The sequence below is a fragment of the Streptomyces sp. NPDC030222 genome, from assembly GCF_055573115.1.
The window spans coordinates 1-23,653 of record NZ_JBVICA010000008.1 but is presented as its reverse complement, the minus strand read 5'-3'; the positions used below and the strand labels follow the sequence as shown (position 1 = coordinate 23,653).

The following is a 23,653-nucleotide window of genomic DNA, read 5'->3' as shown; positions in this document are numbered from 1 at the left end:
GGAACGCAGGCCGCGGCTACTGGCGGCTCAGGGACCGGGTGATGCCCGCGGCGATCGTCGTGGCGAGGGTCCAGCCCGTGACGATCAGCAGATACGACAGCCACTGGAGCCGTCCGCGGGGCGCGAACGCCCCCTCCTGGCCGAATCCGATGATCGGCAGCAGCAGGTCCAGGGTGTAGAAGACGGGGTTGAACTCCGGTGCCTCGTCGGGCTTCAGCGGGGGCGGAGGACACAGCGTGAAGGCGACGGCGCCGGTGAGCAGCAGCGCCGCCAGCCACCCGGCGGCTCGCAGCGGGCGGAAGCCGTAGCCCACGGCCGTGTCCTGGAGCAGGCCCCAGATCCTCGCGTACCAGGGGAGCGTGCGGCGGTGGCGGCGGAGCTTGGCGAGCTGCACGGTGCGTGCCGCGGCCTCGTCGCCCGAGGCGCGGTAGGCGGCGGTCAGCTGCTCGTAGGCGAACGGCAGGTACCCCGCCTCCTCGCGTTCCAGCAGCGGCAGTCGCCGTTCGGCGGGGAGGTGCGGGGCGAGGGCGCGGTACGCGAGGCCGTCGAGCCGGACGGTGTCGGGCCAGGCATCCGGTTCGACGTGCAGCAGATCGAGCTGGGAGCGGCGCAGGTTCACGGTGCCCTCGACCAAGGGCATGTTGCGCAGCCACAGTTCGCCGACGACGCAGCTGCTGGCGCGCAGGGCCTGCCCGCCGGGGGCGGACAGCCGGGCGTACGCGAGGTTGAGCTGACGCGGGACGGTGGCGCCGCTCAGATTGAGACCGCCGTGGGCCCGCAGTCGCACGGCGCGCAGATCGGTGCCGACGGACAGGGTCTCGGCGTGCAGCGCGGTGTCTCCGGGGGCGTGCAGTTCGGCGGACTCGAGATTGACCTGGCCGCCGACGGCGGCGCCGTTCAGCCGGACCTGACCGTGGGCGACGAGGCCGACCGCCCAGACGTCGGTGCCTATGGTGGCGTGGTTCAGCTGGAGGACCGGTTCCGGTGGTTCCTCCGTGTCCCGGGCGCCGGCCGGATCGCCGAGCCGTGCCTGGTTCGCGAAGAACGCACCGGAGATCTGTGCGCCCATGAGCCGTACGGGGCCGGTGGTCCGGCAGCCGGTGATGCGCAGCACCCCGTCGACGCGGAGGGTGCCGGCGGTGAGCCCCGGCAGTACCGAGTCGCTCAGCACCAGGACGCGGACCCGCGCCCCGTACATCACCGGGGCGCGCTCGAAGTGACAGGCGCGCATCCGGACGGGATGGTCGACCGTGCCGTACCTCAGGTCCAGTCGGCCGGTGATACGGGCGCCGAACACTTTCAGGCCAGCCGTCTCCCCGTCCCGTACGGGGCCGCCCAGCAGCAGGGCGCGCAGCACCTCGGCGCGCACGGTCCGTTCGGGACCCCAGGACGCTCCGGCTCCGGCGTCCTCGTCGGGGCTCTCGCGGAAGTCGACGCCCTCGCCGCTGGGGAACGCCTCCCAGACGCGGCGCTCCGCCGGGGTCAGGTCCGTGATCTCCATAGACATCGACCGGATGCTGTCGGGCGGGTGTTCGGACTGTCAACTACGCGTCCGCCGGGGCGCCTTGCGGGACGCTCTGCCGGGGCCGAGGGGCCTCGCGGGGCCGGCCGCCGGGCGTTCCGCGAGGGCGTTGCCCCAGGACGTCCCGCCCGGACTGCCGGTCATCGCAGGACCAGTGCCTGGCCCGCCACCACGAGCAGGACGTGCTCGCACTCCTCCGCGAACGCCGCGTTCAGCCGGCCCAGTTCGTCACGGAAGCGGCGGCCGGAGGGGGTCGCCGGGACCACGCCCGAGCCCACCTCGTTGGTCACCGCCACCACCATGCGGCGGGTCCGGCGGAGCGCGGTGACGAGTTCCGCCGTCCGTTCGTGCAGCCGCTGCTCACCGTGTTCCTGCCAGAGCGAGTCGTCCCAGGCGTCCGTACGGTCCATCGCGTCCGTGAGCCACAGCGACAGGCAGTCGATCAGCAGCGGCGGTCCGTCCTCCCGCAGCAGCGGGACCACTTCACAGGTCTCGACGGTGCGCCAGGAGCCCGGACGGCGCTCGCGGTGCGCCGCGATACGGGCCGCCCACTCGACGTCGCCGCCGCGGGTGCCGCCCGTCGCCACGTACACCACGTCGGGGAACGCGTCGAGCCGCCGCTCCGCCTCCAGGGACTTCCCCGAGCGTGCCCCGCCGGTGATGAGGGTGCGCCGGGGCACGTCGGGCACCTCGTGGTACTCGCCGACGTACACGGTCGTTCCGTCGGGCACCGCGCGGGCGCCCGACGCGGCGAGACGGCGGGCCAGTTCGGGGCCCGGGGGGACGTCGTGGTCGATGTGCACGGCGATCACGTCGGTGGTCGCGCCGACGGCGCCCGAGGCGCGCATCCGGGCCAGGCCGTCGGGCCGGCCGATGACGTCGCCGACCACCATGTCGTACGGCTCGAGGTGCCCGTCGGTCTCCAGCCCGGCCGGAGCACCGCCCGGGGGCAGGTAGAGCAACCGCTTGCCGTCGGGCGAGGTCACCTCGTACCCGGTCCCCGGCGAGTCCATCGCCACCGCCCGCACCCGGTGGCCACTGATCAGCGTGAGCTCGCGCCCGTCCGGGACCCGCCCCGCGGTCGGCAGTCCGGCCGGCAGTTCCACGGCGGGTCCCCCGTGCGGATGAGTGAGCAGCACCTGCCGTACGCCGGTCAGCGACTGCCCTGCCCGGGCGGCGGCCAGCGCCGCACCCGGTGTCAGGTCGAGCAGCAGCGCCCCGTCCACGAGCAGCGCGGTCACGCCGCGTCCGTGGGGGCCGCGGGACAGGGCGCAGGAGGCGCAGGAGCAGTCGGGGCGGGGGAGCCCGGTGGGGGCTCCGGTGCCGAGCAGAGTCAGTTCCACGGTGACGATCCTCCCGCGTCGGCGCAGGTGGTGCGCGCCCGGCTAGTCTGCGGGCAGGAATGACCCGAATGGCACGGAATCCAGGAGGCGGGCATGGCGTGGACATGGCGGTTCGAGGCGGCCGACGGTGCGGAGGTCCAGCCGGCGGTCGAGCCGGAGGAGTTCTCCACCCAGGGGGACGCGGAGTCCTGGATCGGTGAGGTCTGGAAGGACCTCCTGGAGGGCGGCGCGTCCCAGGTCACGCTGTTCGAGGACACCACGAGGATCTACGGCCCGATGAGCCTCAACGCCGACGAGACCTGACGGTCCCGGGGCGCGGCCCCTCGGCACATCCCGAGAGGCCGGCCGCGCCCCGGCCGCCCCCGTTGGCGACTGGTCGCCCCCGTTCGGCGGGCTGCCGGTCACGCGGACGGCGCCCGGTGGACGCGTCGTCCGCCCGCTCGCAAGGCTGTTCCCCCTTCGGCGGTATGCGACGGCCCGAAGACCATATGGCTGCTCCCGGCGACGCTCGCGTGCCGCAGCCGAGGGACCGTCGCGAGGCGGCGGAGGGTCAGGCGGGCGACCCGCCCGGGCGGCGGCGGGGTCAGACCTCGTCGAGGGTGACCTCCACGGTCCTGGTGGTGCCGCCGCGCCGGTAGGTGACCGGCACCGTCTGGCCCGGCTGGTAGGAAGCGAGCGCCTCGGCGAGGTCCGTGATGTCGGCGATGTCGCTGTCGCCGATCTTCGTGATGACGTCACCCGACCGCAGGCCCGCCTTCTGCGCCCCGCCGCCGGGCTTGGCCTCTGCGACGGCGATGCCGGACGGAGCGTAGTCGCCGCCGACGACGGTCCGGGCGGTGATGCCCAGCGCGGCCCGTCCCGAGTGGGTGACCTTGCCCTGTTCTACGATCTGGTCCGCGATCGTCCTCACCGTGGACGCCGGGATCGCGAAGCCGATGCCGGGCACCGGGCCGCCGCCCATCTGCGGGTCGGTGGCCGCCACCGTCGGGATGCCGATCACCTCGCTGCCGAGGTTCACCAGTGCGCCCCCGCTGTTGCCGGAATTGATCGCGGCCGAGGTCTGCACCATGTTCGCGATGGTCGCCCCCGTGCCGCCGGCCTCCTCGGTCTCCGTGACGGTCCGCCCGGTCGCGGACACGATGCCCTGGGTGACGCTGCTCGACAGGCCGAACGGCGACCCCATCGCCAGGACGATCTGCCCCACCTCGACCTCGGCGGAGTTCCCGAAACGGGCCGGTTTCAGGGTGGCCGGGACGCTGTCGAGCTTGATGACGGCGAGGTCCTGGTCGGGGTAGGAGGACACCAGCGCGGCCGACAGGACGGTCCCGCCGGTGGCCGCGGTGACGGTGAACTTCTGCTCGGCGCCGACGACATGGGCGTTGGTGACGACATGGCCCTTGGTGTCGTACACCACCCCGGAGCCCAGACCGGCCGCGGAGTCGATCTGCACGACCGATGGCAGCACGTTCCTGATGACCTCCTGGAACGCGTCCTCCAGCTCGTTCTCCGACGTCCGCCCGGCCGCCCGGGTCGTGTCCTGCGTGCCGCCGGAGTCCGTGCAGCCGCCGAGGAGCGCGATCGCGCACGCCCCGGCGGCCACGGGCAGCAGCCACCGGCGGGCCGGCCGGCGGGCAAGGGACGGGTCCATGTCCGGAGTATCCCTTTCGCCCCGCCGGGGTCGCCCGCGGTGGACGTCCGATCAGGGGGCTGCGACACCGGCCTTGCCGGACGGGTCCGCCGCCCCGGCCGCCCCGTCGGCGGTCCGACCGGCGGCCTCACCAGTGGCCCCCGACGACCCGCGGGCCTCGGCGGATCCTCCCGCCTCGCCCGTCTCGCCGGCCTCCGCCGCGAGGAACTGCGTCGCGGCCAGCTCCCCGTACAGCGGGTCGCCGGCGACGAGTTCCGCGTGGGTGCCGACCGCCCGTACCCTGCCCGCCTCCATCACCACGATCCGGTCCGCCAGCGTCACGGTGGACAGCCGGTGCGCGACCACGAGGACCGTGGTGTGCCGCGCCGCCTCTGCCACCACGTCGCGCAGTGCCAGTTCGTTCACCGCGTCCAGCTGTGACGTCGCCTCGTCCAGCAGCAGCAGGCGGGGCTTGCGCAGCAGCGCCCGGGCGATCGCCACCCGCTGCCGCTCGCCGCCGGACAGCTTCGAACCGCGATGGCCCACCAGGGTGTCCAGTCCGTCCGGCAGCCGTGCCACCAGCGCGTCGAGCCTCGCCTGTGCCAGCACCTCGGCGATCTCCTCGTCCGTGGCGTCCGGTGCGGCGAAGACCAGGTTCTCGCGCAGCGTCCCGGCCAGCACGGGGGAATCCTGCTCCACGTACCCGATCGTGGCCCGCAGTTCGGCCAGCGGCCAGTCGCGCACGTCCACGCCGTCGATCAGCACCCGGCCGCCGGTCGCCTGATAGAAGCGTTCGATCAACCCGAAGACCGTGCTCTTGCCGGCGCCCGAGGGCCCTACGAACGCGGTCATCCCCGCCCCCGGCACCCGGAAGTCGACGCCGTGGTGGACGTGCGGGAGGTCGTCCCGGTAGCGGAAGGTCACCCCTTCGAAGGCCACCGACGCGGGGCCCGTGCCACGGCCCGCTGTCGACGAAGCGATGGACGACGAAGCGATGGACGACGATGCGGCCGACGGCAATCCGGCGGACGACGACGAACCGGACGACGACGAACCGGACGACACGGCGGCAGCCGACGGCCCGGCCGGCCGCGACACCGGCTCCGTGTCCTCCGTCTCCATCCGCTCCGCCTCCATGATCCGCGCGATGGCCGCCGCGCCCACCTGGTACTGCGTGGCCGCCTCGACCAGTCGGCCCACCGGCTCGATCAGGTAGAACAGCAGCAGCAGGAACGCGACCAGTGTCGACACCGTGATCGCCCCCGAGGCGACGCGGGCCCCGCCGATCCCCAGGACCGCCAGGAACGACACCTGGACCGCCAGACCCACCGAGGAACCGGCCAGTGACTGCCACTTGGCGGACTTCACTCCCTGCCGCCACGCCTCCCGCGCGGCCTCCTCGACCACCACGGTCTCCCGGGCCTCGGCCCCCGACGCCTTCACCGTGCGGAACGCCCCGAAGACCCGTTCCAGCACAGTCGACATCGTGGCCACCGACTCCTGTGCCCGTTCGGTCGCCCGGGCTATCTGCGGCATCACCAGCGCCACGGCGACCGCGATCAGCAGGATCACCCCGAGGGTGACGCCCAGCAGCACCGCGTCCTGAAGGCCCATCAACACGATCGTGCCGACGCAGGTGAGACCACCGGTCGCCGCCGAGACCACGGACTGGGTGGTTACGGCACGCAGCAGCGTGGTGTCCGAGGTGACCCGGGACATCAGATCGCCCGGCTGGGTCCGCTCCATCTCCGGCACCCGCAACCGGATCAGCCGCCCGACCAGGCTCCGCCGCGCCGCCAGCACCACGGACTCGGCAGTGCGCTCCAGCACGTAGCCGCCCACCGCGTCGACCGCCGTGCCGAACACCACCAGCGCGGTGAGCAGCAGCAGGATCCCGGTGATCGACTCGTCGCCGCCGAGCCGGTCCACCAGGGCCTTCGCCGCCAGTGGCTGCGCGAGACCGCTGAGCGCCCCGATCAGGGACAGTGACGCGCCGAGCGCGACGACCCAGCGATGCGGCCGGAAGTGCGCGTAGAGAGCCCGCCAGGTCTCCCTGGCGGGCAGTTTCCTCGTATCGGACTTCTCATCGGTCTTCGCGTCGGTGTCGGTCTTCGCGTCGGGGCGGGGCGGTGCGTCTGTTCTGCTCACAACGACCAGGACGCGGAACGGGCCCGCACGCCTGACCGGCTCCTCGGCATTCCGGCGCGATGCGGAGTCTGTCCGCCGGCCGCGCGGGGCCTGTCCGAGAATCGCGTCGCGGGACCTGTCCGCGGACCTCGACGCGGGGCCTGTCCACGAGCCGCGTCGCGGGGCCTACCCGCGGACCCCGCACAGATGCAGCATCGCCGCGACCCCGCGGTACGGGTCCGTGCGCCCCGCGCGGTCCTCCGCCGCCAGCAGACGGTCCAGCTCCTGGGCCGGCGGCAGCTCCGCGCCGTCGGCCGCGCAGTCCGTGAAGACCCGCACCCCGTACCAGGTGTGCAGCGGCACCGCGATGCCCGCGAGGGTGCGGGTGAGGTCCTCCAGCCGGTCCGCGCGCACCGGCAGTCCGAGCCGGTTGGTGTAGGCGAGCGTGTCGAACGACGCCAGCGCCGTCTCCCAGTCCCCGGAGAGTCCGGCACGCAGAGCGAGGGCGTCGCCGTTGCGCACCAGCAGCGACAGCAGACCTCCCGGCGCCAGCACCCGGGCCAGACCGGCCAGCAACGCGTCCGGGTCCTCGACGTACATCAGCACGCCGTGGCACAGGACCACGTCGAAGCTGCCGGGGAGGAAATGCACCCCGGTCTCCCGGCCGTCGCCCTCGATCAGCGTGACCCGCTCACGGATGCCCTCGGGCTCGGTGCTCAGCGCATCGCGCGCCGCCTTCAGCATCTCCGGGTCGGACTCCAGACCGGTGACGGTGTGCCCCGCGCGGGCCAGCCGCAGTGCCTGGGTGCCCTGGCCCGGGCCGACGTCCAGGACCCGCAGCCGCTGCCCGACCGGGAAGCGCGCCACGATCTGCTCGTCGACCTGACGCGCGACGAGCTCCTGGCGGACGGTGTTGCGCAGGCCTCCGAGGCCCGCGAGCCACGTGGCGGAACCCCCGTCGAACCCCCCGGTCGGCACCCTTTCGGAACCGACCGTGCTCAGGGTCGCTCCCCGCGCTTGACCTGCGGCTTCGGCAGCCGCAGCCGGCGCATCTGGAGCGTGCGCATCAGGCCGTACGCCACCGCGCCGCGCGTGTTCTCGTTCGGGAAGCGCAGCTTGAGCTGCTTCTTCAGCCGGATGCTCAGGCCGATCGAGTCGACCACGATCATCGCGATCACACCGAGCCACAGCAGCAGCGCGATGTTCTGGATGTTGCTCACCCGGATCATGCTCAGGACGAGGATGATCACGGCGAGGGGCAGGAAGAACTCGGCGACGCAGAAGCGCGAGTCGACGAAGTCGCGTACGAAGCGGCGGACGGGACCCTTGTCCCGCACCGGCAGGTAGCGTTCGTCACCGGTCGCCAGCGCCTCGCGCTGCCGGGCGAGGTCCGCACGGCGGGCCTCCCGCTGGCGGCGCATGGCCTCCTTGCGGTCGACCGGCCCGCTCGACGCCTTGCGGCGCTGGTTCTGGGCCTCACTCCGCTTGGGGGTGGGGCGGCCCTTGGGGGCCTCCGGATCACGGGGCTTCTTCGAGAGGTCCGCCATCACCGCGTCGGTGGGGGCCTTCTCTTCCTTTGCACGGCTACGGAACACAGAACCCAAGGGTACGGGGTGCCGCGCGGGTACCCCAGCCCGGCGGGGAACGATCCGGCAACGGCGGGCGTCCTTCAGGTGTGTAACGGGCGTCGTCGCGTCCATCACCGGGTACCGCTACGGTCATCTACTCCTTGCGCCGGATCGGAGCGGAGCCACAGTCGTCCTTGGGGATGAGCGCATTGCCGCTCGAACAGTGCGGTAATGGAGGCAGGGCCCGTACTGTGGGTTCTGTTGGACAAGCTGGAGCGTCAGGTTCCGTCAGAAGGGGGCGCGCGAAGCCCATGAGCGGTGTCATGAAGCGTATGGGGATGATCTTCCGCGCGAAGGCGAACAAGGCCCTTGACCGGGCCGAGGACCCGCGCGAGACCCTCGATTACTCGTACCAGAAGCAGCTGGAGCTGCTGCAGAAGGTCCGCCGCGGCGTCGCCGACGTGGCCACCTCGCGCAAGCGCCTGGAGCTCCAGCTGAACCAGCTCCAGGGCCAGTCGGCCAAGCTGGAGGACCAGGGACGCAAGGCCCTCGCCCTGGGCAGGGAGGACCTGGCACGGGAGGCACTGTCCCGCCGCGCCGCGCTCCAGCAGCAGGTCACCGACCTGGAGACGCAGCACCAGACCCTCCAGGGCGAGGAGGAGAAGCTCACGCTCGCGGCCCAGCGGCTGCAGGCCAAGGTCGACGCCTTCCGCACCAAGAAGGAGACCATCAAGGCCACCTACACCGCGGCCCAGGCACAGACCCGCATCGGCGAGGCCTTCTCCGGCATCTCCGAGGAGATGGGCGACGTCGGCCTGGCCATCCAGCGTGCCGAGGACAAGACCGCCCAGATGCAGGCCCGCGCCGGTGCCATCGACGAGCTGCTCGCGTCCGGTGCCCTGGACGACCCCTCCGGCATGGCCAAGGACGACATCCAGGCCGAGCTGGACCGTCTTTCGGGCGGTACGGACGTGGAGCTGGAACTCCAGCGGATGAAGGCCGAGCTGGCAGGCGGCGGCTCCGCGCAGCAGCAGGCCATCGAGGGCGGCTCGGCCGCTGCCGACCGGCAGCAGCCGCAGGACACCCCCCGCTTCGACAAGCAGTAGGCCCCACCGCACGGCGCACCACACCACACAGCACCACACAGCACCGCACCGCGCCGAGGAGGCGTCAATGATCGTCAGGATCATGGGGGAGGGGCAGTGGAATCTCGACGAGCGTCACTTCGCCGAGCTGAACAGCCACGACGAGGAACTGCTCATCGAGATGGAGAGGGGTGACGAGGACGGCTTCCGGCGCACGCTCGGGAGCCTCCTCGACGCCGTGCGCCGTACCGGCACGCCGCTGCCCGACGACGCGCTCGAACCGTCCGAACTGATCCTCCCGAGCCCGGACGCCACCCTCGACGAGGTCCGGGCCATGCTCTCCGACGGCGGTCTGATCCCCGGCTGAGGCACAGCCGGGGAGTACGGGCCGACGGGCCCGTACGGGACGGCCCCGGGTTGTCCGCACCGAGGTCGGGGTCGGGATCCAGCGGGTCGGCGGGGTCGGAGTCGGAAGCCGTCGGGGTCGGAAGCCCGCGAGCCGACCGCCCGCCGCGACAGCGGGCCGCCCGCCCGCCACGACAGGGGCGCACGTTCCTCGAACGTGCGCCCTTTACCGTAATCGGGTGAACTCCCTCGGACGCGGCATACGCCGGACCGCCGCCTTGCTCCGCGAGCATCCGCTCGCCCTGGACGCCCTGCTGGCCCTCGGCGTGCTCGTGTGCATGGTCGCCGCATCCTTCGTCGAGCCCCACGGCGAGAACGGCCCCACCTTCGGTGCCCGCACCCCCGGGCTCCAGAGCCTCGTCGTCATGCCGGTCGCGGCCGCCGCCCTGGTGTTCCGGCGGCGCAGGCCCCTCGCCGTGCTCGGTGTCACCGGGGGGCTCACCTTCATCGAACTGATCACCACCGATCCCCCCGCGCCCGTCCCGATGAGCGCCGTCGTGGCCCTCTACACGGTCGCCTCCCGCACCGACCGGCCCACCACATGGCGGGTCGGACTGCTCACCATGACCGTGCTCACGGTCAGCGCGATGGCCTTCGGCTCCACCCCCTGGTACGCCCAGGAGAACCTCGGTGTGTTCGCCTGGACCGGTATGGCGGCCGCGGCCGGCGACGCGGTCCGCAGCCGCCGGGCGTTCGTCGACGCCATGCGCGAGCGGGCCGAGCGGGCCGAGCGCACCCGCGAGGAGGAGGCCCGCCGCAGGGTCGCCGAGGAGCGTCTGCGTATCGCCCGCGATCTGCACGACGTCGTGGCCCACCACATCGCCCTGGTCAATGTGCAGGCGGGAGTGGCCGCACACGTCATGGACCGGAGGCCCGACCAGGCGAAGGAGGCCCTCGCCCACGTACGGGAGGCGAGCCGGTCGGCCCTCGACGAACTGCGCGCCACCGTCGGACTGCTGCGCCAGTCCGGCGATTCGGAGGCCCCCACCGAACCGGCACCCGGCCTGCACCGGCTCGACGACCTGGTGGGCTCCTTCCGGAACGCCGGACTGCCCGTCCAGGTCGCCCGTACCGACACGGACGGCGGACTCCCGTCGGCCGTGGACCTCGCGGCGTACCGGATCATCCAGGAGGCCCTGACCAATGTGCAGAAGCACGCCGGACCCGGCGCCAGGGCCGAGGTGAGCGTGCTCCGGGTGGGGCCGTCCGTGGAGATCACCGTGATCGACGACGGAGGCACCGCCGGCCCCGCCGCGGACGCCCCCACGGCGGCCGGCACCCGGAGGACCGCCCCGGACAGGACCGGGGGCGGCAGCGGCGGGGCCGGCGGTGCGGTGAACGGCGACGGCGGCGGACACGGTCTGCTCGGCATGCGGGAGCGCGTCGGCGCGCTCGGCGGGAGCTGCACCACCGGCCCCCGCTACGGCGGCGGTTTCCGCGTCCAGGCGATACTGCCCCTCGGAGCCGGCACGGGGGAGGACGTATGACGATCAGGGTGCTGCTCGCCGACGACCAGGCGCTGCTGCGCAGCGCCTTCCGGATCCTCGTGGACTCGGAACCCGACATGGAGGTGGTCGGGGAGGCGGCCGACGGCGCCGAGGCCGTGGCCCTCGCCCGGTCCGAGCGGGCCGACGTCGTCCTTATGGACATCCGGATGCCCGGCACGGACGGGCTCGCCGCCACCCGCATGATCAGCGAGGATCCCGCCCTGTCCGATGTCCGGGTGGTGATGCTCACCACCTTCGAGGTGGACGAGTACGTGGTCCAGTCCCTGCGGGCCGGCGCCTCCGGCTTCCTCGGCAAGGGAGCCGAGCCCGAGGACCTGCTCGGCGCCATCCGGGTCGCCGCGGCCGGCGACGCCCTGCTCTCCCCGGCCGCGACCAAGGGCCTGATCGCCAGGTTCCTCGCCCAGGGTGGGCCCGCGGACGAGGGCGACGGGTCCTCGTCCTACGCCGAGCGGCTGGCCGCCCTCACCGGCCGGGAGCGCGAGGTGCTGGTCCAGGTCGCCGGCGGCCACTCCAACGACGGGATCGCCGAACGCCTCTCGGTCAGTCCCCTGACGGTCAAGACCCATGTGAACCGGGCGATGGCGAAGCTGGGCGCCCGCGACCGTGCGCAACTGGTGGTGATCGCGTACGAATCGGGCCTGGTACGTCCGAGGTCGGAGTGACGTGAGTGACGCGAGAGGACGTCGAGCGTCGGCGAGGTGACGGCGGCAGTGACGGCGAGGTGACCGCGGCAGTGACGGCGAGTGACCGAGGGGCCGGGGAGTAGACCCGCGTACTCCATTCGCGGTATGCGCGGCATAAGGAAACCGGTCTGGGGGGCGAGGACCGACCCCCTTCTCATACGTGATCGTAGAGGCGGGCCATTGGGCCCGCCTGCCGCGCAAGCCACGGAAGAGAGACCGACCCATGTCCTGGCTGTCCAGATTCAGCCTCGCACAACGGGCCCTGATCGGGCTGATGTCGATCGTGGCGATCGTCTTCGGGGCGATCGCCATCCCGCAGATCAAGCAGCAGCTGCTGCCCACCATCGAACTCCCGATGGTGTCGGTGCTGGCCCCCTACCAGGGCGCCTCACCCGACGTCGTCGAGAAGCAGGTGGTCGAACCGCTCGAGAACACCATCAAGGCCGTCGACGGAATCAAGGGCATCACCTCCACGGCGAGCGAGGGCAACGCCCTGATCATGGCGTCCTTCGACTACGGCGACCAGGACACCAAGCAGCTCGTCGCCGACGTCCAGCAGGCGGTCAACCGGGCCCGCGCCCAGCTCCCCGAGGACGTCGACCCGCAGGTCGTGGCCGGCTCCACCGACGACATGCCGACCGTGGTGCTCGCCGTGTCCTCCGACAAGGACCAGCAGGCCCTCGCCGACCAGCTCGGGCGCACCGTCGTCCCGGTCCTGGAGGACATCGACGGCGTCGGTCGGGTGAGCGTCCAGGGCGTCCAGGACCTCCAGGTCTCCGTGATCCCCGACGACGGCAAGCTCGCCAAGGCGGGTCTCAACCCGGCCACGCTCTCCCAGGCGCTCCAGGCCGCCGGCGCCACCGTGCCGGCCGGCTCGTTCGACGAGGGCGGCAAGAACCGCACCGTCCGCGTCGGCGGCGGCCTCACCTCGCTGAAGCAGATCGAGGACCTGCGGGTCGGTGCCCCCGGCAACAAGCCGGTCCGTCTCGGCGACGTCGCGACCGTGAAGCAGCAGGAGGCCCCGCGGGCCTCGATCACCCGCACCAACGGCAAGCCCAGCCTCGCGGTCCTCGCCACCATGGACCACGACGGAAGCGCGGTCGCCATCTCGGACGCCGTCAAGGCCGAACTGCCCGGCCTGCGCGAGGACCTCGGCTCCGGCGCCGAACTGACCGTCGTCAGCGACCAGGGCCCGGCCGTCTCCAAGTCGATATCCGGCCTCACCACCGAGGGCGCGCTCGGCCTGCTCTTCGCGGTGGTCATCATCCTGGTGTTCCTCGCGTCGCTCCGCTCGACGCTGGTCACCGCCGTGTCCATCCCGCTGTCGGTCGTGCTCGCGCTGATCGTGCTGTGGACCCGCGATCTGTCGCTCAACATGCTCACCCTGGGCGCGCTGACCATCGCCATCGGCCGGGTCGTCGACGACTCGATCGTGGTCCTGGAGAACATCAAGCGGCACCTCGGCTACGGCGAGGAGCGGCAGGCCGCCATCCTCACCGCGGTCAAGGAGGTGGCCGGCGCGGTCACCTCGTCGACGCTCACCACCGTCGCCGTGTTCCTGCCGATCGGTCTCACCGGCGGCATGATCGGTGAGCTCTTCGGCTCCTTCAGTCTGACCGTCACCGCAGCCCTGCTCGCGTCGCTGCTGGTCTCGCTGACCGTGGTGCCGGTGCTCTCGTACTGGTTCCTGCGCGCCCCCAAGGGCACTTCCGAGGACCCGGACGAGGCGCGTCGCGCCGCCGAGGAGAAGGAGGAGCGCAGCGTCCTCCAGCGTCTGTACGTGCCGGTGCTGCGGTTCGCGACCCGGCGGCGGCTCACCAGCGTGGCCCTCGCGGTCGTCGTGCTCGTCGGCACGTTCGGCATGGCTCCGCTGCTGAAGACGAACTTCTTCGACCAGGGCGAGCAGCCGGTGCTCACCGTCAAGCAGGAACTGGAGCCGGGCACCTCGCTGGCGGCCACCGACGCGTCGGCGAAGAAGATCGAGAAGGTCCTCGACGGCATCGACGGGGTCAAGAACTACCAGGTCACCGTCGGCTCCTCCGGCTTCCTCGCGGCCTTCGGCGGAGGTACGGGCTCCAACCAGGCGTCCTACCAGGTCACCCTGGAGGACTCGGCGTCCTACGAGAAGACCCGCGACCGCATCGACGCCGAGCTGGCCAAGCTCGACGGCATCGGCGAGACCGGCATCACGGCGGGCGACGCCTTCGGAGCCCAGAAGCTGAGCGTGGTCGTGAAGGCCGCCGACCCTGACGTGCTCAAGAAGGCCGCCGAGCAGGTGCGGTCCGCCGTCGCGGAGCTGGACGAGGCGACCGACGTGCAGAGCGACCTCGCGCAGAGCGTGCCGCGGATCTCGGTCCGTGCGAACTCCAAGGCGGCGGAGGCCGGCTTCAACGACGCCGCACTCGGCGCCGCGGTGGTCCAGGCGGTGCGCGGCACCCCGGCCGGCAAGGCGGTCCTCGACGACAGCGAGCGCGACGTCGTGATCACCTCGGCCCGCCCCGCCACCACTCTCGACGAGCTGAAGAAGCTGCCCCTCGGCCCGGTGAAGCTCGGTGACATCGCCGAGGTGAAGCTGGAGCCGGGTCCGGTCTCCATGACCCGTATCGACGGTGCCCGGTCCGCCACCATCACGGCCAAGCCGAAGGGTGACAACACCGGCGCGGTCAGCTCGGCGCTCCAGACGAAGCTCGCGACGCTGAAGCTCCCGGAGGGCGCCACCGCGTCCATCGGCGGTGTGTCCGAGGACCAGACCGAGGCCTTCACCTCGCTCTTCCTCGCCATGCTGGCGGCCGTCGCGATCGTGTTCATGCTGCTGGTCGCGACCTTCCGGTCGCTGGTCCAGCCGCTGATCCTGCTGGTCTCCATCCCGTTCGCGGCGACCGGAGCGATCGGCCTGCTGGTCGCCACCGGCACCCCGATGGGTGTTCCCGCCCTGATCGGCATGCTGATGCTGATCGGCATCGTGGTGACCAACGCGATCGTGTTGATCGACCTGGTCAACCAGTACCGGGCCCAGGGCTTCGGCGTCGTCGAGGCGGTCGTCGAGGGCGGCCGGCACCGGCTCCGTCCGATCCTGATGACGGCCCTGGCCACGATCTGCGCACTGCTTCCGATGGCCTTCGGCATCACCGGCGAGGGCGGCTTCATCGCCCAGCCGCTGGCGGTCGTCGTGATCGGCGGTCTGGTGACCTCGACCCTGCTGACGCTGCTGCTCGTCCCGACGCTGTACGCGATGGTGGAGCTCCGCAAGGAGCGCCGTCGCGCCAAGCGCCAGGCGAAGCGCGAGGCGAGGAACGGGGCCGGACAGCCGGCCGAGAAGGTGTCCGTGGAGAAGGACCTCCAGCCGACGGAGGTCTGATCCGGCGGGCCTCGGTCCGGCCCGTCCGGACCGAGGCCCGGTCATGGGGCCCGGTCATCGGGACCGAGAACCGGTCGAGCAACGCGAAGGGGCGCCCCCGGATCGGGGACGCCCCTTCGGCGTCGTAGCGGCTGCGTCGTACCGCCGTGCCGTTACGGCAGGGCGAGCATGCGCTCCAGCGCCAGCTTCGCGAAGCTCTCCGTCTCCTTGTCGACCTGGATCCGGTTCACGAGGTTGCCCTCGGCCAGGGATTCCAGCGCCCACACCAGGTGCGGCAGGTCGATCCGGTTCATGGTCGAGCAGAAGCAGACCGTCCGGTCGAGGAAGACGATCTCCTTGTCCTCGTCGGCGAAGCGGTCGGCCAGTCGGCGCACCAGGTTGAGCTCCGTGCCGATGGCCCACTTGGAGCCGGCCGGGGCGGCCTCCAGCGTCTTGATGATGTACTCCGTCGAACCGACGTAGTCGGCCGCGGCCACCACCTCGTGCTTGCACTCGGGGTGCACCAGCACGTTGACGCCCGGGATGCGCTCGCGCACCTCGTTGACGGAGTCGAGGGAGAAGCGGCCGTGCACCGAGCAGTGGCCGCGCCAGAGGATCATCCTGGCGGCGCGCAGCTCCTCGGCGGTCAGCCCGCCGTTCGGCTTGTGCGGGTTGTAGACCACACAGTCGTCGAGGGACATGCCCATGTCCCGGACCGCGGTGTTCCGGCCGAGGTGCTGGTCCGGCAGGAACAGCACCTTCTCGCCCTGCTCGAAGGCCCAGTCGAGAGCGCGCCTGGCGTTGGACGAGGTGCAGATGGTGCCGCCGTGCTTGCCCGTGAAGGCCTTGATGTCGGCCGAGGAGTTCATGTACGAGACGGGCACGACCTGCTCGGCGATGCCGGCCTCGGTCAGCACGTCCCAGCATTCGGCGACCTGCTCGGCGGTGGCCATGTCGGCCATGGAGCAGCCGGCGGCCAGGTCGGGCAGCACGACCTTCTGGTCGTCCGTGGTGAGGATGTCCGCGGACTCGGCCATGAAGTGCACACCGCAGAAGACGATGTACTCGGCCTCCGGCTTGGCGGCGGCGTCCCGGGCGAGCTTGAAGGAGTCGCCGGTGACGTCGGCGAACTGGATGACCTCGTCGCGCTGGTAGTGATGGCCGAGCACGAAGACCTTGTCGCCGAGCCTCTCCTTGGCCGCCCGGGCGCGCTCCACCAGGTCCGGGTCGGACGGGGAGGGCAGTTCGCCGGGGCACTCCACACCGCGCTCGCTCTTGGGGTCGGCGTCGCGGCCGAGCAGCAGGAGGGCGAGCGGCGTCGGCTGGACGTCCAGTTGTTGGGCGGTGGTCACGACACGCACCCTTTCTGTTCTGCGGACATACCTTTTCGTCGGAATGACGCTATCTATCATAACCGCTTCACGTCAGATTGACGATGTCCATAGCGTCGATGTGACGCATCACCACAGGACGAGTCGGTGCCCTGCCGCGATCCGGTGTGCGAGCATGAAAGGAGAAAGTTGCGCCTGGCCCGGAATGAATCCGCGGCCCCGCCGGTTAGCAACCGTCGGCAGCAGACCGTACAACCCGGGAGAGATGTAGATGTCCGTTCAGGACGAGAAGACCACCGTGAGCGACGGCATCATCCTGACCGACGCCGCCGCGGCCAAGGTCAAGGCCCTGCTCGACCAGGAAGGCCGCGACGACCTGGCGCTGCGCGTAGCCGTTCAGCCCGGCGGCTGCTCCGGCCTGCGCTACCAGCTCTTCTTCGACGAGCGTGCGCTCGACGGCGACGTCGTCAAGGACTTCGACGGTGTCAAGGTCGTCACCGACCGGATGAGCGCCCCGTACCTGGGCGGCGCCTCCATCGACTTCGTCGACACCATCGAGAAGCAGGGCTTCACGATCGACAACCCGAACGCGACGGGCTCCTGCGCCTGCGGCGACTCGTTCAGCTGACCGGCACACACGTGGAAGGCGGTGACTCCCGAGGGAGCCACCGCCTTCGTGTTTCCGGTGCCTCGGGTTTCGGCGGCGCTTCCGTGTTCCCGGTGCCTCATCCGGCCCGCGCTCCGTTCCGCCCGGGGCCGGACCGGTCCGTGCCGGGCCGGTACGGTTCGGGGCGGTCCGGTTCGGTCCGTCCGGCGTGTACGGACCCGCGGCCGTCACTTACGCGGCACGGTCTGCCCGCTCTGCGCGTCCACGACCTTCCGTTCGCCCAGCGGTGCGTCCAGCTTCACCGAGACGCTCTGCTCCTGCGCGATCAGGATGCAGACCCTGCCCGGTTCCCGCGGGGCCTCCGTGATCGCGACCCGGACCTCGTCCGCGGTCTCCGTCGCCCGCCCCGAGTACACGCTGCACACACCGCCCCAGAAGCGCAGCGTCAGAGTGCGCCCGTCCCGCGTGACCGCGTAGGAGTCGACCCGCCGCTCCTCCGCCGCGGGCCCGTCCGACGGCTTCGGGTCCTTCGACGGCTTCGGCGGGGCGGTCTCGGCCAGCTGGTCCGGGTGGACGGCGATCTGCGCGATCGTGAACGGCGCCGCCGTACCCTCGGGCCTCACCTCGAACAGCCACGACGGCACCAGCGTCTGCACTCCGCGCACATACTGCGTCGACAGTCCGAACACCGCTCCGGTCACCGGCACCGGCTTCACCGGCCCGCCCTTCCTCTCGGGCACGCACGGCACGTCCGGGGTCTTCACATCGCTCTCGTCCACCGGGACCGGCCGGGCGCACCCGGCGATGCCGATCGGGCCGCTGTCCTTGCGTGCCGCGTTCAGCTGCTTCAGCGCCTCCTCGGCACTCACCACCCGGTACTCGTCACCCTTCACAGGCTTCAGCAGTTGCCCGCTGCCGCCCACGACGCGCCCGCTCACGCCCACATGGACACCGGTGCTCCAGCCGTACGTGGGCAGTCCGCCGACCTTCGGGTTCGCGTTCACCACCCGCACCGCGCCCATCACCTGCCGGGCGTCGAGCTTGGCGTCGTCCAGGCCGATCCCCTTCAGCACCGGAGCCGCGGCCGCCAGCGCCGCCTTCTCGCTCACCGGGGAGGTCCCGCCGCCCGACGGCGAGGACGGTTCCGGGCACCGCTTGCCCTTGAGGCACATGTCACTGCCCTGCGGCCCGAACGCGGCGAACGTCCACGTCCCCGGAGCCTGCCGGTTCACCGTGAGGACCGGGCCCGAACCGTCCCTCGCCCCGCCGACCCGCCACGCCGTGCCCTCCAGACGCGGAGCACCGGGCACGTCCAGGGCCTTCGCCAGCCGCGCCACCTCGGCCTCGCCGACCGTGCCCTCCGGCCGGTACACCGCCGCCCGGTCGGGACCGTCCGGCAGATCGCCGGTCGCCCGGTACAGGGCGTCGTTCGGGTCCGGCTCGCCCGGCGCGATGCCCGCGGCGGCGCCGTCCAGCGCCAGCGGCGGCGGACCGTCGGACCCGCGGGCGTCACCACGGGCACCGTCGTGTGCCGGGGTGCCCCCGTCCCCGAAGGCCGTCGACGCCCAGTACGCGCCCCCGCCGCCGGTGAGCAGCACGGCGGCCGCGACCGATACGAGGACGAGCGTCGGACGCCGCCGTCGAGGGCCGCCCGCGTCGTCCGCGTGCCTCTCCGTGTCTGCCATGGGCCTGTCAGGGGCGTCTGCGTTGCTGTCGGGCCGCTCGCTGCTCACCGCATGCTCCTTCGACTGCGCTGCCGTCCGCTTCCGTGTCCCGCACCCTCACGATGCGGGACACGGATGTGACGGAACAGGGGAGCGCGCGGTTCCCTCCCCCGGTCGGCGGCGTGACGAAGCCCGTACGGGAAGCCCTACGGGAGGCCGTCCGGGGAGCCTCAGGGGAAAGCCGTTCGGGGCCGTACGGGGAGCCCTGGAGGAGAGTCGTACGGGAGAGTCGTACGGCAAGCCCCCGCGGGAAGCCCTGGCGGGATCAGTCCCCGTAGTCGGACATCCCCTCGACCAGGTCCACGGAGGCCGGCGGCACCGAGATCGTGTGGATGAGCGACGGCGAAACGGGCGCGGGAGCGGTCTTCTCGTGCGGCGCCCAGTGCTGGACCATCCGGGCGCAGTCGCAGCGCAGCTGCTCCAGGCCCTCATCCATTTCCAGCGGGCCTGACTCCGGGAAGGTGTGCTTCGGCATGCGACTGCTCCCGTGACTCATGGGGCCGCAACGCCGCGGCCCCGCCACTCCGCACCGTACGCATCGTCTGCGGAGCGAAAAAAGACCTACTATTGGGTAGTTTCCGTCTTCGGTGCACGGCTCGCGACCGGGTAGCGTGGACTGTCACTGTTGTCCTCCGCAGGAGCAGCCACCGCCGTGCGTATCGCAGTCACCGGCTCCATCGCCACCGACCACCTCATGACCTTCCCCGGCCGATTCGCCGACCAGCTGGTCGCCGATCAGCTGCACACGGTCTCCCTCTCCTTCCTCGTCGACAACCTCGACGTGCGCCGGGGTGGTGTCGGTCCCAACATCTGCTTCGGCATGGGCCAGCTCGGCACCAGGCCCATCCTGGTCGGCGCCGCCGGCTACGACTTCGACGAGTACCGTGCCTGGCTGGACCGGCACGGCGTCGACACCGAGTCGGTCCGTATCTCCGAGGTGCTGCACACCGCCCGCTTCGTGTGCACCACCGACGCCGACCACAACCAGATCGGCTCCTTCTACACCGGCGCCATGAGCGAGGCCCGCCTCATCGAGCTGAAGTCCGTCGCCGACCGCGTCGGCGGACTCGACCTGGTCCTCATCGGCGCCGACGACCCCGAGGCGATGCTGCGCCACACCGAGGAGTGCCGCTCCCGGGGCATCCCGTTCGCCGCCGACTTCTCCCAGCAGATCGCCCGGATGAACGGCGAGGAGATCCGGATACTGCTGGACGGCGCGACGTACCTCTTCTCCAACGAGTACGAGAAGGGCCTCATCGAGTCCAAGACCGGCTGGACCGAGGAGGAGATCCTGTCCCGGGTCGGCCACCGGATCACCACGCTCGGCTCCCGCGGCGTCCGCATCGAGCGGGACGGCGAGCAGCCCATCGTGGTGGGCTGCCCCGAGGAGGATGCCAAGGTCGACCCCACCGGTGTCGGCGACGCGTTCCGGGCCGGTTTCCTCTCCGGCCTCCAGTGGGGCGTCGGACTGGAGCGCGCGGCCCAGGTCGGCTGCATGCTGGCGACCCTGGTGATCGAGACGCTCGGCACCCAGGAGTACACCCTGCGCCGCGCCCACTTCATGGAGCGCTTCACCAAGGCCTACGGCGAGGACGCCGCCGGTGAGGTCCGGGTCCACCTGGGCTGACGCCCCCGGCCGAACCCGGGGCGGGGCCGCGCCGACCACCCCCGGGTTCCGTCGGCCCCGGCCGCCCCGAACCCGGACGGTCCCGGGTCGGACCCTGCGCCATATCCCGTACGGCGGACCCGCATCACGCACATCGGGCCGGTCCGGCCGCACTTGTACGCCGGACCGGTTCGACCGCACTCACACACCGGCCTCGTACACCGGCACCGGCCGTCCAGACGACGTCCGGGCAGGACACCTCGCGCAGCGCCCCGGGCGACTCGCCCGCGTGCAGCCCCCGAGGTCAGACGCTGCGCCGCACCTCGTACGCCGTGCCGCCCTCCACCGGGTGCTCGCCCACGTACTCCTGGCCCCGCATCCCGCACCACGCCGGAATGTCCAGCCGCGCCGCCTCGTCGTCCGAGAGCACCGTCACCACCGCGCCGACCGGCACATCGCCGATGACCTTCGCCAGCTCGATCACCGGAATGGGGCAACGCTTCCCCAGCGTGTCCACCACCGGCGACTCCGGAGCGCCGCTGCCCGCGCCCGCCGCCGGTGAGGGCGCCCCCAGCTGCTCGCGGACCCGTCCGACGACCCCCGGCAACACCTCCAGGAACCGGTCCACGTCGGCCGCCTCCGTGCCCAGCGGCAGCGACACCCGGACGTTCCCCTCCGACAGCACGCCCATGGCGCGCAGTACATGGCTGGGCGTCAGTGTGCTGCTCGTACACGACGAACCGGACGAAACGGAGAACCCGGCCCGGTCCAGTTCGTGCAGCACCGTCTCCCCGTCGACATAGAGACAGGAGAAGGTCACCAGATGCGGCAGCCGCCGCACCGGGTCACCGGCGACCTCGACGTCCGGCACCGACCCGGGCACCCGCGCCCGGATGCGGTCCACCAGTTCCCGGAGCCGCTCCGCCTCCGCTGCCGCCTCGGCCCGTACGGCCCGGAGGGACGCCGCGGCCGCCACGATGCCCGGGACGTTCTCGAAGCCGGCCGCCCGGCCCGACTCCCGCTCGTCGGCGGGGCCTTGCGACGAGAACCGGACGCCTTTCCGCACCACCAGCAGTCCGACTCCGGCCGGTCCGCCCCACTTGTGCGCACTCGCCGTCAGCAATGACCAGTCGCCCGCCACCGGCCCCCAGCCCAGCGACTGGGCCGCGTCCACCAGCAGCGGCACGCCCGCCTCCCGGCACACCCCGGCGACCCCGGCCACCGGCTGCTCGGTGCCCACCTCATGGTTCGCGGACTGCAGGCAGGCGAGCGCGGTGTCCTCGCGCAGCGCCCGCGCGTACCCCTCGGCCGTGACCCGGCCGGTGCGGTCCACCGGCACCTCGGTCACCGAGCCGCCGTCCGCCTCGTGGGCGGACGCCGCGTGGAGTACGGACGAATGCTCCACCGCGGACACGATCAGGTGACGTCCGCTCCGCCGGCGGCCGGCGAGCGCACCCGCGACACCCGTGTGCACCGCCCGGGTGCCGGACGTGGTGAAGACCAGTTCGTCCGGACGGCAGCCCACCGCCTCGGCCGTCGCCTCCCGCGCCGCGTCGAGCAGCATCCGGGCGCGCCGGCCCTCCCGGTAGAGCCGCGCCGGATCGGCCCACCCCTCGTCCAGCGAGGCCTGGAGCGCCTGCCGGGCGACGGGGTGCAGAGGAGCGGAGGACGCGGCGTCGAAGTAGGTCACCGTCTCACGCTAACTCTCCGGGACCGGGTCGCGGAAAGGCCGGGGGCCGGGCCGCAGCCCGGCCCCCGGCCCGGTCGCGGAGGGGCTCCGGCCGGTCCGGGAAAGGCCGTCAGATGCCGTGCGGAGGCCGCAGGTCGGGGGCACGGAACCCGTCTCCCGGAGGGCCCGGGCCACCCCTTCGGGGTGTCGGGCGGCGCGTTGGGCACCCTCCCCGCGCGACCCCAAATAGCGTCCAGTAGGGTTTGGTCCGCATAAACATCCAAACCCCTGCCCGCGTCAGGGCCGGCGACCGACCAGCGAGACGGCCGCAGCCGACCTGCGGGCGAGACTCTCGGGAAGGCGCTACGTGAGTCCCTACGGCTCCGACCGCTCGCCGCGGCGCCCGATGCGGCGGAAGCTGCTGCAGGCGCTGACTGCGGGCCTGGTCCTTGCGACCGCTACCGGTTGCACATACAAGGACTTTCCCCGCCTCGGAATGCCCACCCCCGTCACCGAGGAGGCGCCGCTCATCCTCTCCCTGTGGCAGGGGTCCTGGGCGGCAGCACTCGCCACGGGCGTGCTGGTCTGGGGTCTGATCCTGTGGAGTGCGTTCTTCCACAGGCGCAGCCGCACCAAGATCGAGGTTCCTCCGCAGACCCGGTACAACATGCCCATCGAGGCCCTGTACACGGTCGTCCCGCTCATCATCGTGTCGGTGCTGTTCTACTTCACCGCACGTGACGAGTCGCGACTCCTCGCTCTGTCGAAGCCGACCCACACCATCAACGTGGTCGGCTACCAGTGGAGCTGGGCCTTCAACTACGTCGAGAACGTGGACGGCAAGCCCGCCGGCGACGCCAAGAAGGACGAGAAGCTCAAGGCGATCCCGGACCGGTACATCAAGGACTTCCCCGCGGGTGCCGAAGGCGTCTACGACTACGGCATCCCCGGCACCCGGAACCCGCAGACCGGCAACCCCGGTCCGACCCTGTGGCTGCCGAAGGGCGAGAAGGTCCGCTTCGTCCTGACGTCGCGCGACGTCATCCACTCCTTCTGGGTGGTGCCGTTCCTCTTCAAGATGGACGTCATCCCCGGGCACACCAACGTCTTCGAGGTGACCCCCACCGCGGAGGGCACTTTCATGGGCAAGTGCGCCGAGCTCTGCGGCGTCGACCACTCCCGCATGCTCTTCAACGTGAAGGTCGTCTCCCCGGAGCGCTACCAGCAGCACCTCAAGGAGCTGGCGGAGAAGGGCCAGACCGGCTTCGTGCCCGCAGGCATCGAGCAGACCGAGCCCGCCAAGAACGCGGAGACGAACAAACTGTGAGCATCCTCAACGAACCTCAGGGTGCCGCCGCGGCCGCAGACTCGTACGAGAACGAACTGCCGGTCCGGCGTGCTCAGCCCGGTAATGTCGTCGTGAAGTGGCTGACCACCACGGACCACAAGACGATCGGCACGCTGTACCTGGTCACCTCGTTCGTGTTCTTCGTCATCGGTGGCGTGATGGC

At 71.7% G+C, this 23,653-nt stretch carries 19 protein-coding genes and 1 pseudogene; 10 read left to right on the top strand and 10 right to left on the bottom strand.

Translation table 11 applies throughout. The features are described 5' to 3' along the window. Nucleotides 1–16 precede the first annotated feature (16 nt). Both ACZ4Z5_RS14195 and ACZ4Z5_RS14190 read right to left on the bottom strand, forming a co-directional pair. A complete protein-coding gene (locus tag ACZ4Z5_RS14195; RefSeq protein WP_468262034.1) occupies nt 17–1,501 on the bottom strand; it encodes a membrane-associated oxidoreductase in 1,485 nt (494 codons plus the stop codon). 161 nt (nt 1,502–1,662) lie between these two features. Then, nucleotides 1,663–2,865: a bifunctional adenosylcobinamide kinase/adenosylcobinamide-phosphate guanylyltransferase gene (locus ACZ4Z5_RS14190; RefSeq protein WP_468261565.1), complete on the bottom strand. Its 1,203-nt coding sequence runs from the start codon at nt 2,863–2,865 to the stop codon at nt 1,663–1,665. 93 nt (nt 2,866–2,958) lie between these two features. Between ACZ4Z5_RS14190 and ACZ4Z5_RS14185 the strand changes: the two genes are divergently transcribed. After that, nucleotides 2,959–3,168, top strand: a complete 210-nt coding sequence (locus tag ACZ4Z5_RS14185; RefSeq protein WP_468261563.1) for a hypothetical protein — start codon at nt 2,959–2,961, stop codon at nt 3,166–3,168. Nucleotides 3,169–3,448: 280 nt separating this feature from the next. Here the strand turns inward: ACZ4Z5_RS14185 and ACZ4Z5_RS14180 are convergent, their stop codons facing one another. From ACZ4Z5_RS14180 to ACZ4Z5_RS14165, 4 genes are all read right to left on the bottom strand, one after another. Next, complete coding sequence (locus ACZ4Z5_RS14180; protein WP_468261560.1) at nt 3,449–4,513, bottom strand: S1C family serine protease; 1,065 nt, start codon at nt 4,511–4,513, stop codon at nt 3,449–3,451. Nucleotides 4,514–4,564: 51 nt separating this feature from the next. After that, nucleotides 4,565–6,556 carry an ABC transporter ATP-binding protein gene (locus ACZ4Z5_RS14175; protein WP_468262032.1) on the bottom strand — a complete coding sequence of 664 codons (1,992 nt, stop codon included), beginning with the start codon at nt 6,554–6,556 and terminating at the stop codon, nt 4,565–4,567. Between the two features lie 249 nt (nt 6,557–6,805). Further along, nucleotides 6,806–7,540 carry a class I SAM-dependent methyltransferase gene (locus ACZ4Z5_RS14170; RefSeq protein ID WP_468262029.1) on the bottom strand — a complete coding sequence of 245 codons (735 nt, stop codon included), beginning with the start codon at nt 7,538–7,540 and terminating at the stop codon, nt 6,806–6,808. Between the two features lie 77 nt (nt 7,541–7,617). Further along, on the bottom strand, nt 7,618–8,214 hold the full coding sequence (locus ACZ4Z5_RS14165) for a DUF3043 domain-containing protein (RefSeq protein ID WP_468261557.1): 597 nt from the start codon (nt 8,212–8,214) through the stop codon (nt 7,618–7,620). Between the two features lie 284 nt (nt 8,215–8,498). Here ACZ4Z5_RS14165 and ACZ4Z5_RS14160 point away from each other — a divergent pair, with 284 nt between their 5' ends. The 5 genes from ACZ4Z5_RS14160 to ACZ4Z5_RS14140 all read left to right on the top strand — a co-directional run bounded on the left by ACZ4Z5_RS14160 (nt 8,499) and on the right by ACZ4Z5_RS14140 (nt 15,226). Continuing rightward, complete coding sequence (locus tag ACZ4Z5_RS14160) at nt 8,499–9,293, top strand: PspA/IM30 family protein (protein ID WP_468261554.1); 795 nt, start codon at nt 8,499–8,501, stop codon at nt 9,291–9,293. Between the two features lie 67 nt (nt 9,294–9,360). Beyond that, nucleotides 9,361–9,639, top strand: a complete 279-nt coding sequence (gene pspAA / locus ACZ4Z5_RS14155) for a PspA-associated protein PspAA (RefSeq protein ID WP_468261551.1) — start codon at nt 9,361–9,363, stop codon at nt 9,637–9,639. 217 nt (nt 9,640–9,856) lie between these two features. After that, nucleotides 9,857–11,164: a sensor histidine kinase gene (locus tag ACZ4Z5_RS14150; RefSeq protein WP_468261548.1), complete on the top strand. Its 1,308-nt coding sequence runs from the start codon at nt 9,857–9,859 to the stop codon at nt 11,162–11,164. Then, nucleotides 11,161–11,847: a response regulator gene (locus ACZ4Z5_RS14145; RefSeq protein WP_468261545.1), complete on the top strand. Its 687-nt coding sequence runs from the start codon at nt 11,161–11,163 to the stop codon at nt 11,845–11,847. Before ACZ4Z5_RS14150 ends, ACZ4Z5_RS14145 begins: the two co-directional genes overlap by 4 nt. Nucleotides 11,848–12,091: 244 nt before the next feature. Next, the gene (locus ACZ4Z5_RS14140; protein WP_468261542.1) at nt 12,092–15,226 is read left to right on the top strand and encodes an efflux RND transporter permease subunit; all 3,135 of its coding nucleotides are present in this window, start codon (nt 12,092–12,094) and stop codon (nt 15,224–15,226) included. Nucleotides 15,227–15,378: 152 nt separating this feature from the next. Here the strand turns inward: ACZ4Z5_RS14140 and nadA are convergent, their stop codons facing one another. Beyond that, entirely contained in the window at nt 15,379–16,557 is a 1,179-nt protein-coding gene (gene nadA / locus ACZ4Z5_RS14135; RefSeq protein WP_468261540.1) for a quinolinate synthase NadA, read from the bottom strand. Nucleotides 16,558–16,807: 250 nt separating this feature from the next. Between nadA and erpA the strand changes: the two genes are divergently transcribed. Continuing rightward, complete coding sequence (gene erpA, locus ACZ4Z5_RS14130) at nt 16,808–17,164, top strand: iron-sulfur cluster insertion protein ErpA (RefSeq protein ID WP_468261537.1); 357 nt, start codon at nt 16,808–16,810, stop codon at nt 17,162–17,164. Between the two features lie 206 nt (nt 17,165–17,370). Here the strand turns inward: erpA and ACZ4Z5_RS14125 are convergent, their stop codons facing one another. Beyond that, entirely contained in the window at nt 17,371–18,876 is a 1,506-nt protein-coding gene (locus ACZ4Z5_RS14125) for a hypothetical protein (RefSeq protein WP_468261534.1), read from the bottom strand. Between the two features lie 256 nt (nt 18,877–19,132). Next, entirely contained in the window at nt 19,133–19,342 is a 210-nt protein-coding gene (locus tag ACZ4Z5_RS14120; RefSeq protein WP_468261533.1) for a hypothetical protein, read from the bottom strand. Between the two features lie 177 nt (nt 19,343–19,519). Here ACZ4Z5_RS14120 and ACZ4Z5_RS14115 point away from each other — a divergent pair, with 177 nt between their 5' ends. Further along, nucleotides 19,520–20,494 carry a carbohydrate kinase family protein gene (locus ACZ4Z5_RS14115; RefSeq protein WP_468261530.1) on the top strand — a complete coding sequence of 325 codons (975 nt, stop codon included), beginning with the start codon at nt 19,520–19,522 and terminating at the stop codon, nt 20,492–20,494. Between the two features lie 283 nt (nt 20,495–20,777). On the opposite strand, the gene ACZ4Z5_RS14110 is transcribed toward ACZ4Z5_RS14115, so the two are convergent. Next, nucleotides 20,778–22,163 (bottom strand): aminotransferase class V-fold PLP-dependent enzyme, encoded by a 1,386-nt coding sequence (locus ACZ4Z5_RS14110; protein ID WP_468261527.1) that lies wholly within the window; start codon nt 22,161–22,163, stop codon nt 20,778–20,780. 346 nt (nt 22,164–22,509) lie between these two features. On the opposite strand from ACZ4Z5_RS14110, the gene ctaC reads away from it, so the two are divergent. Then, a complete protein-coding gene (gene ctaC / locus ACZ4Z5_RS14105) occupies nt 22,510–23,469 on the top strand; it encodes an aa3-type cytochrome oxidase subunit II (protein WP_468261525.1) in 960 nt (319 codons plus the stop codon). Then, nucleotides 23,466–23,653, top strand: a pseudogene (locus ACZ4Z5_RS14100) (aa3-type cytochrome oxidase subunit I); the annotation flags it as partial. The gene ctaC and the pseudogene ACZ4Z5_RS14100, both read left to right, overlap by 4 nt.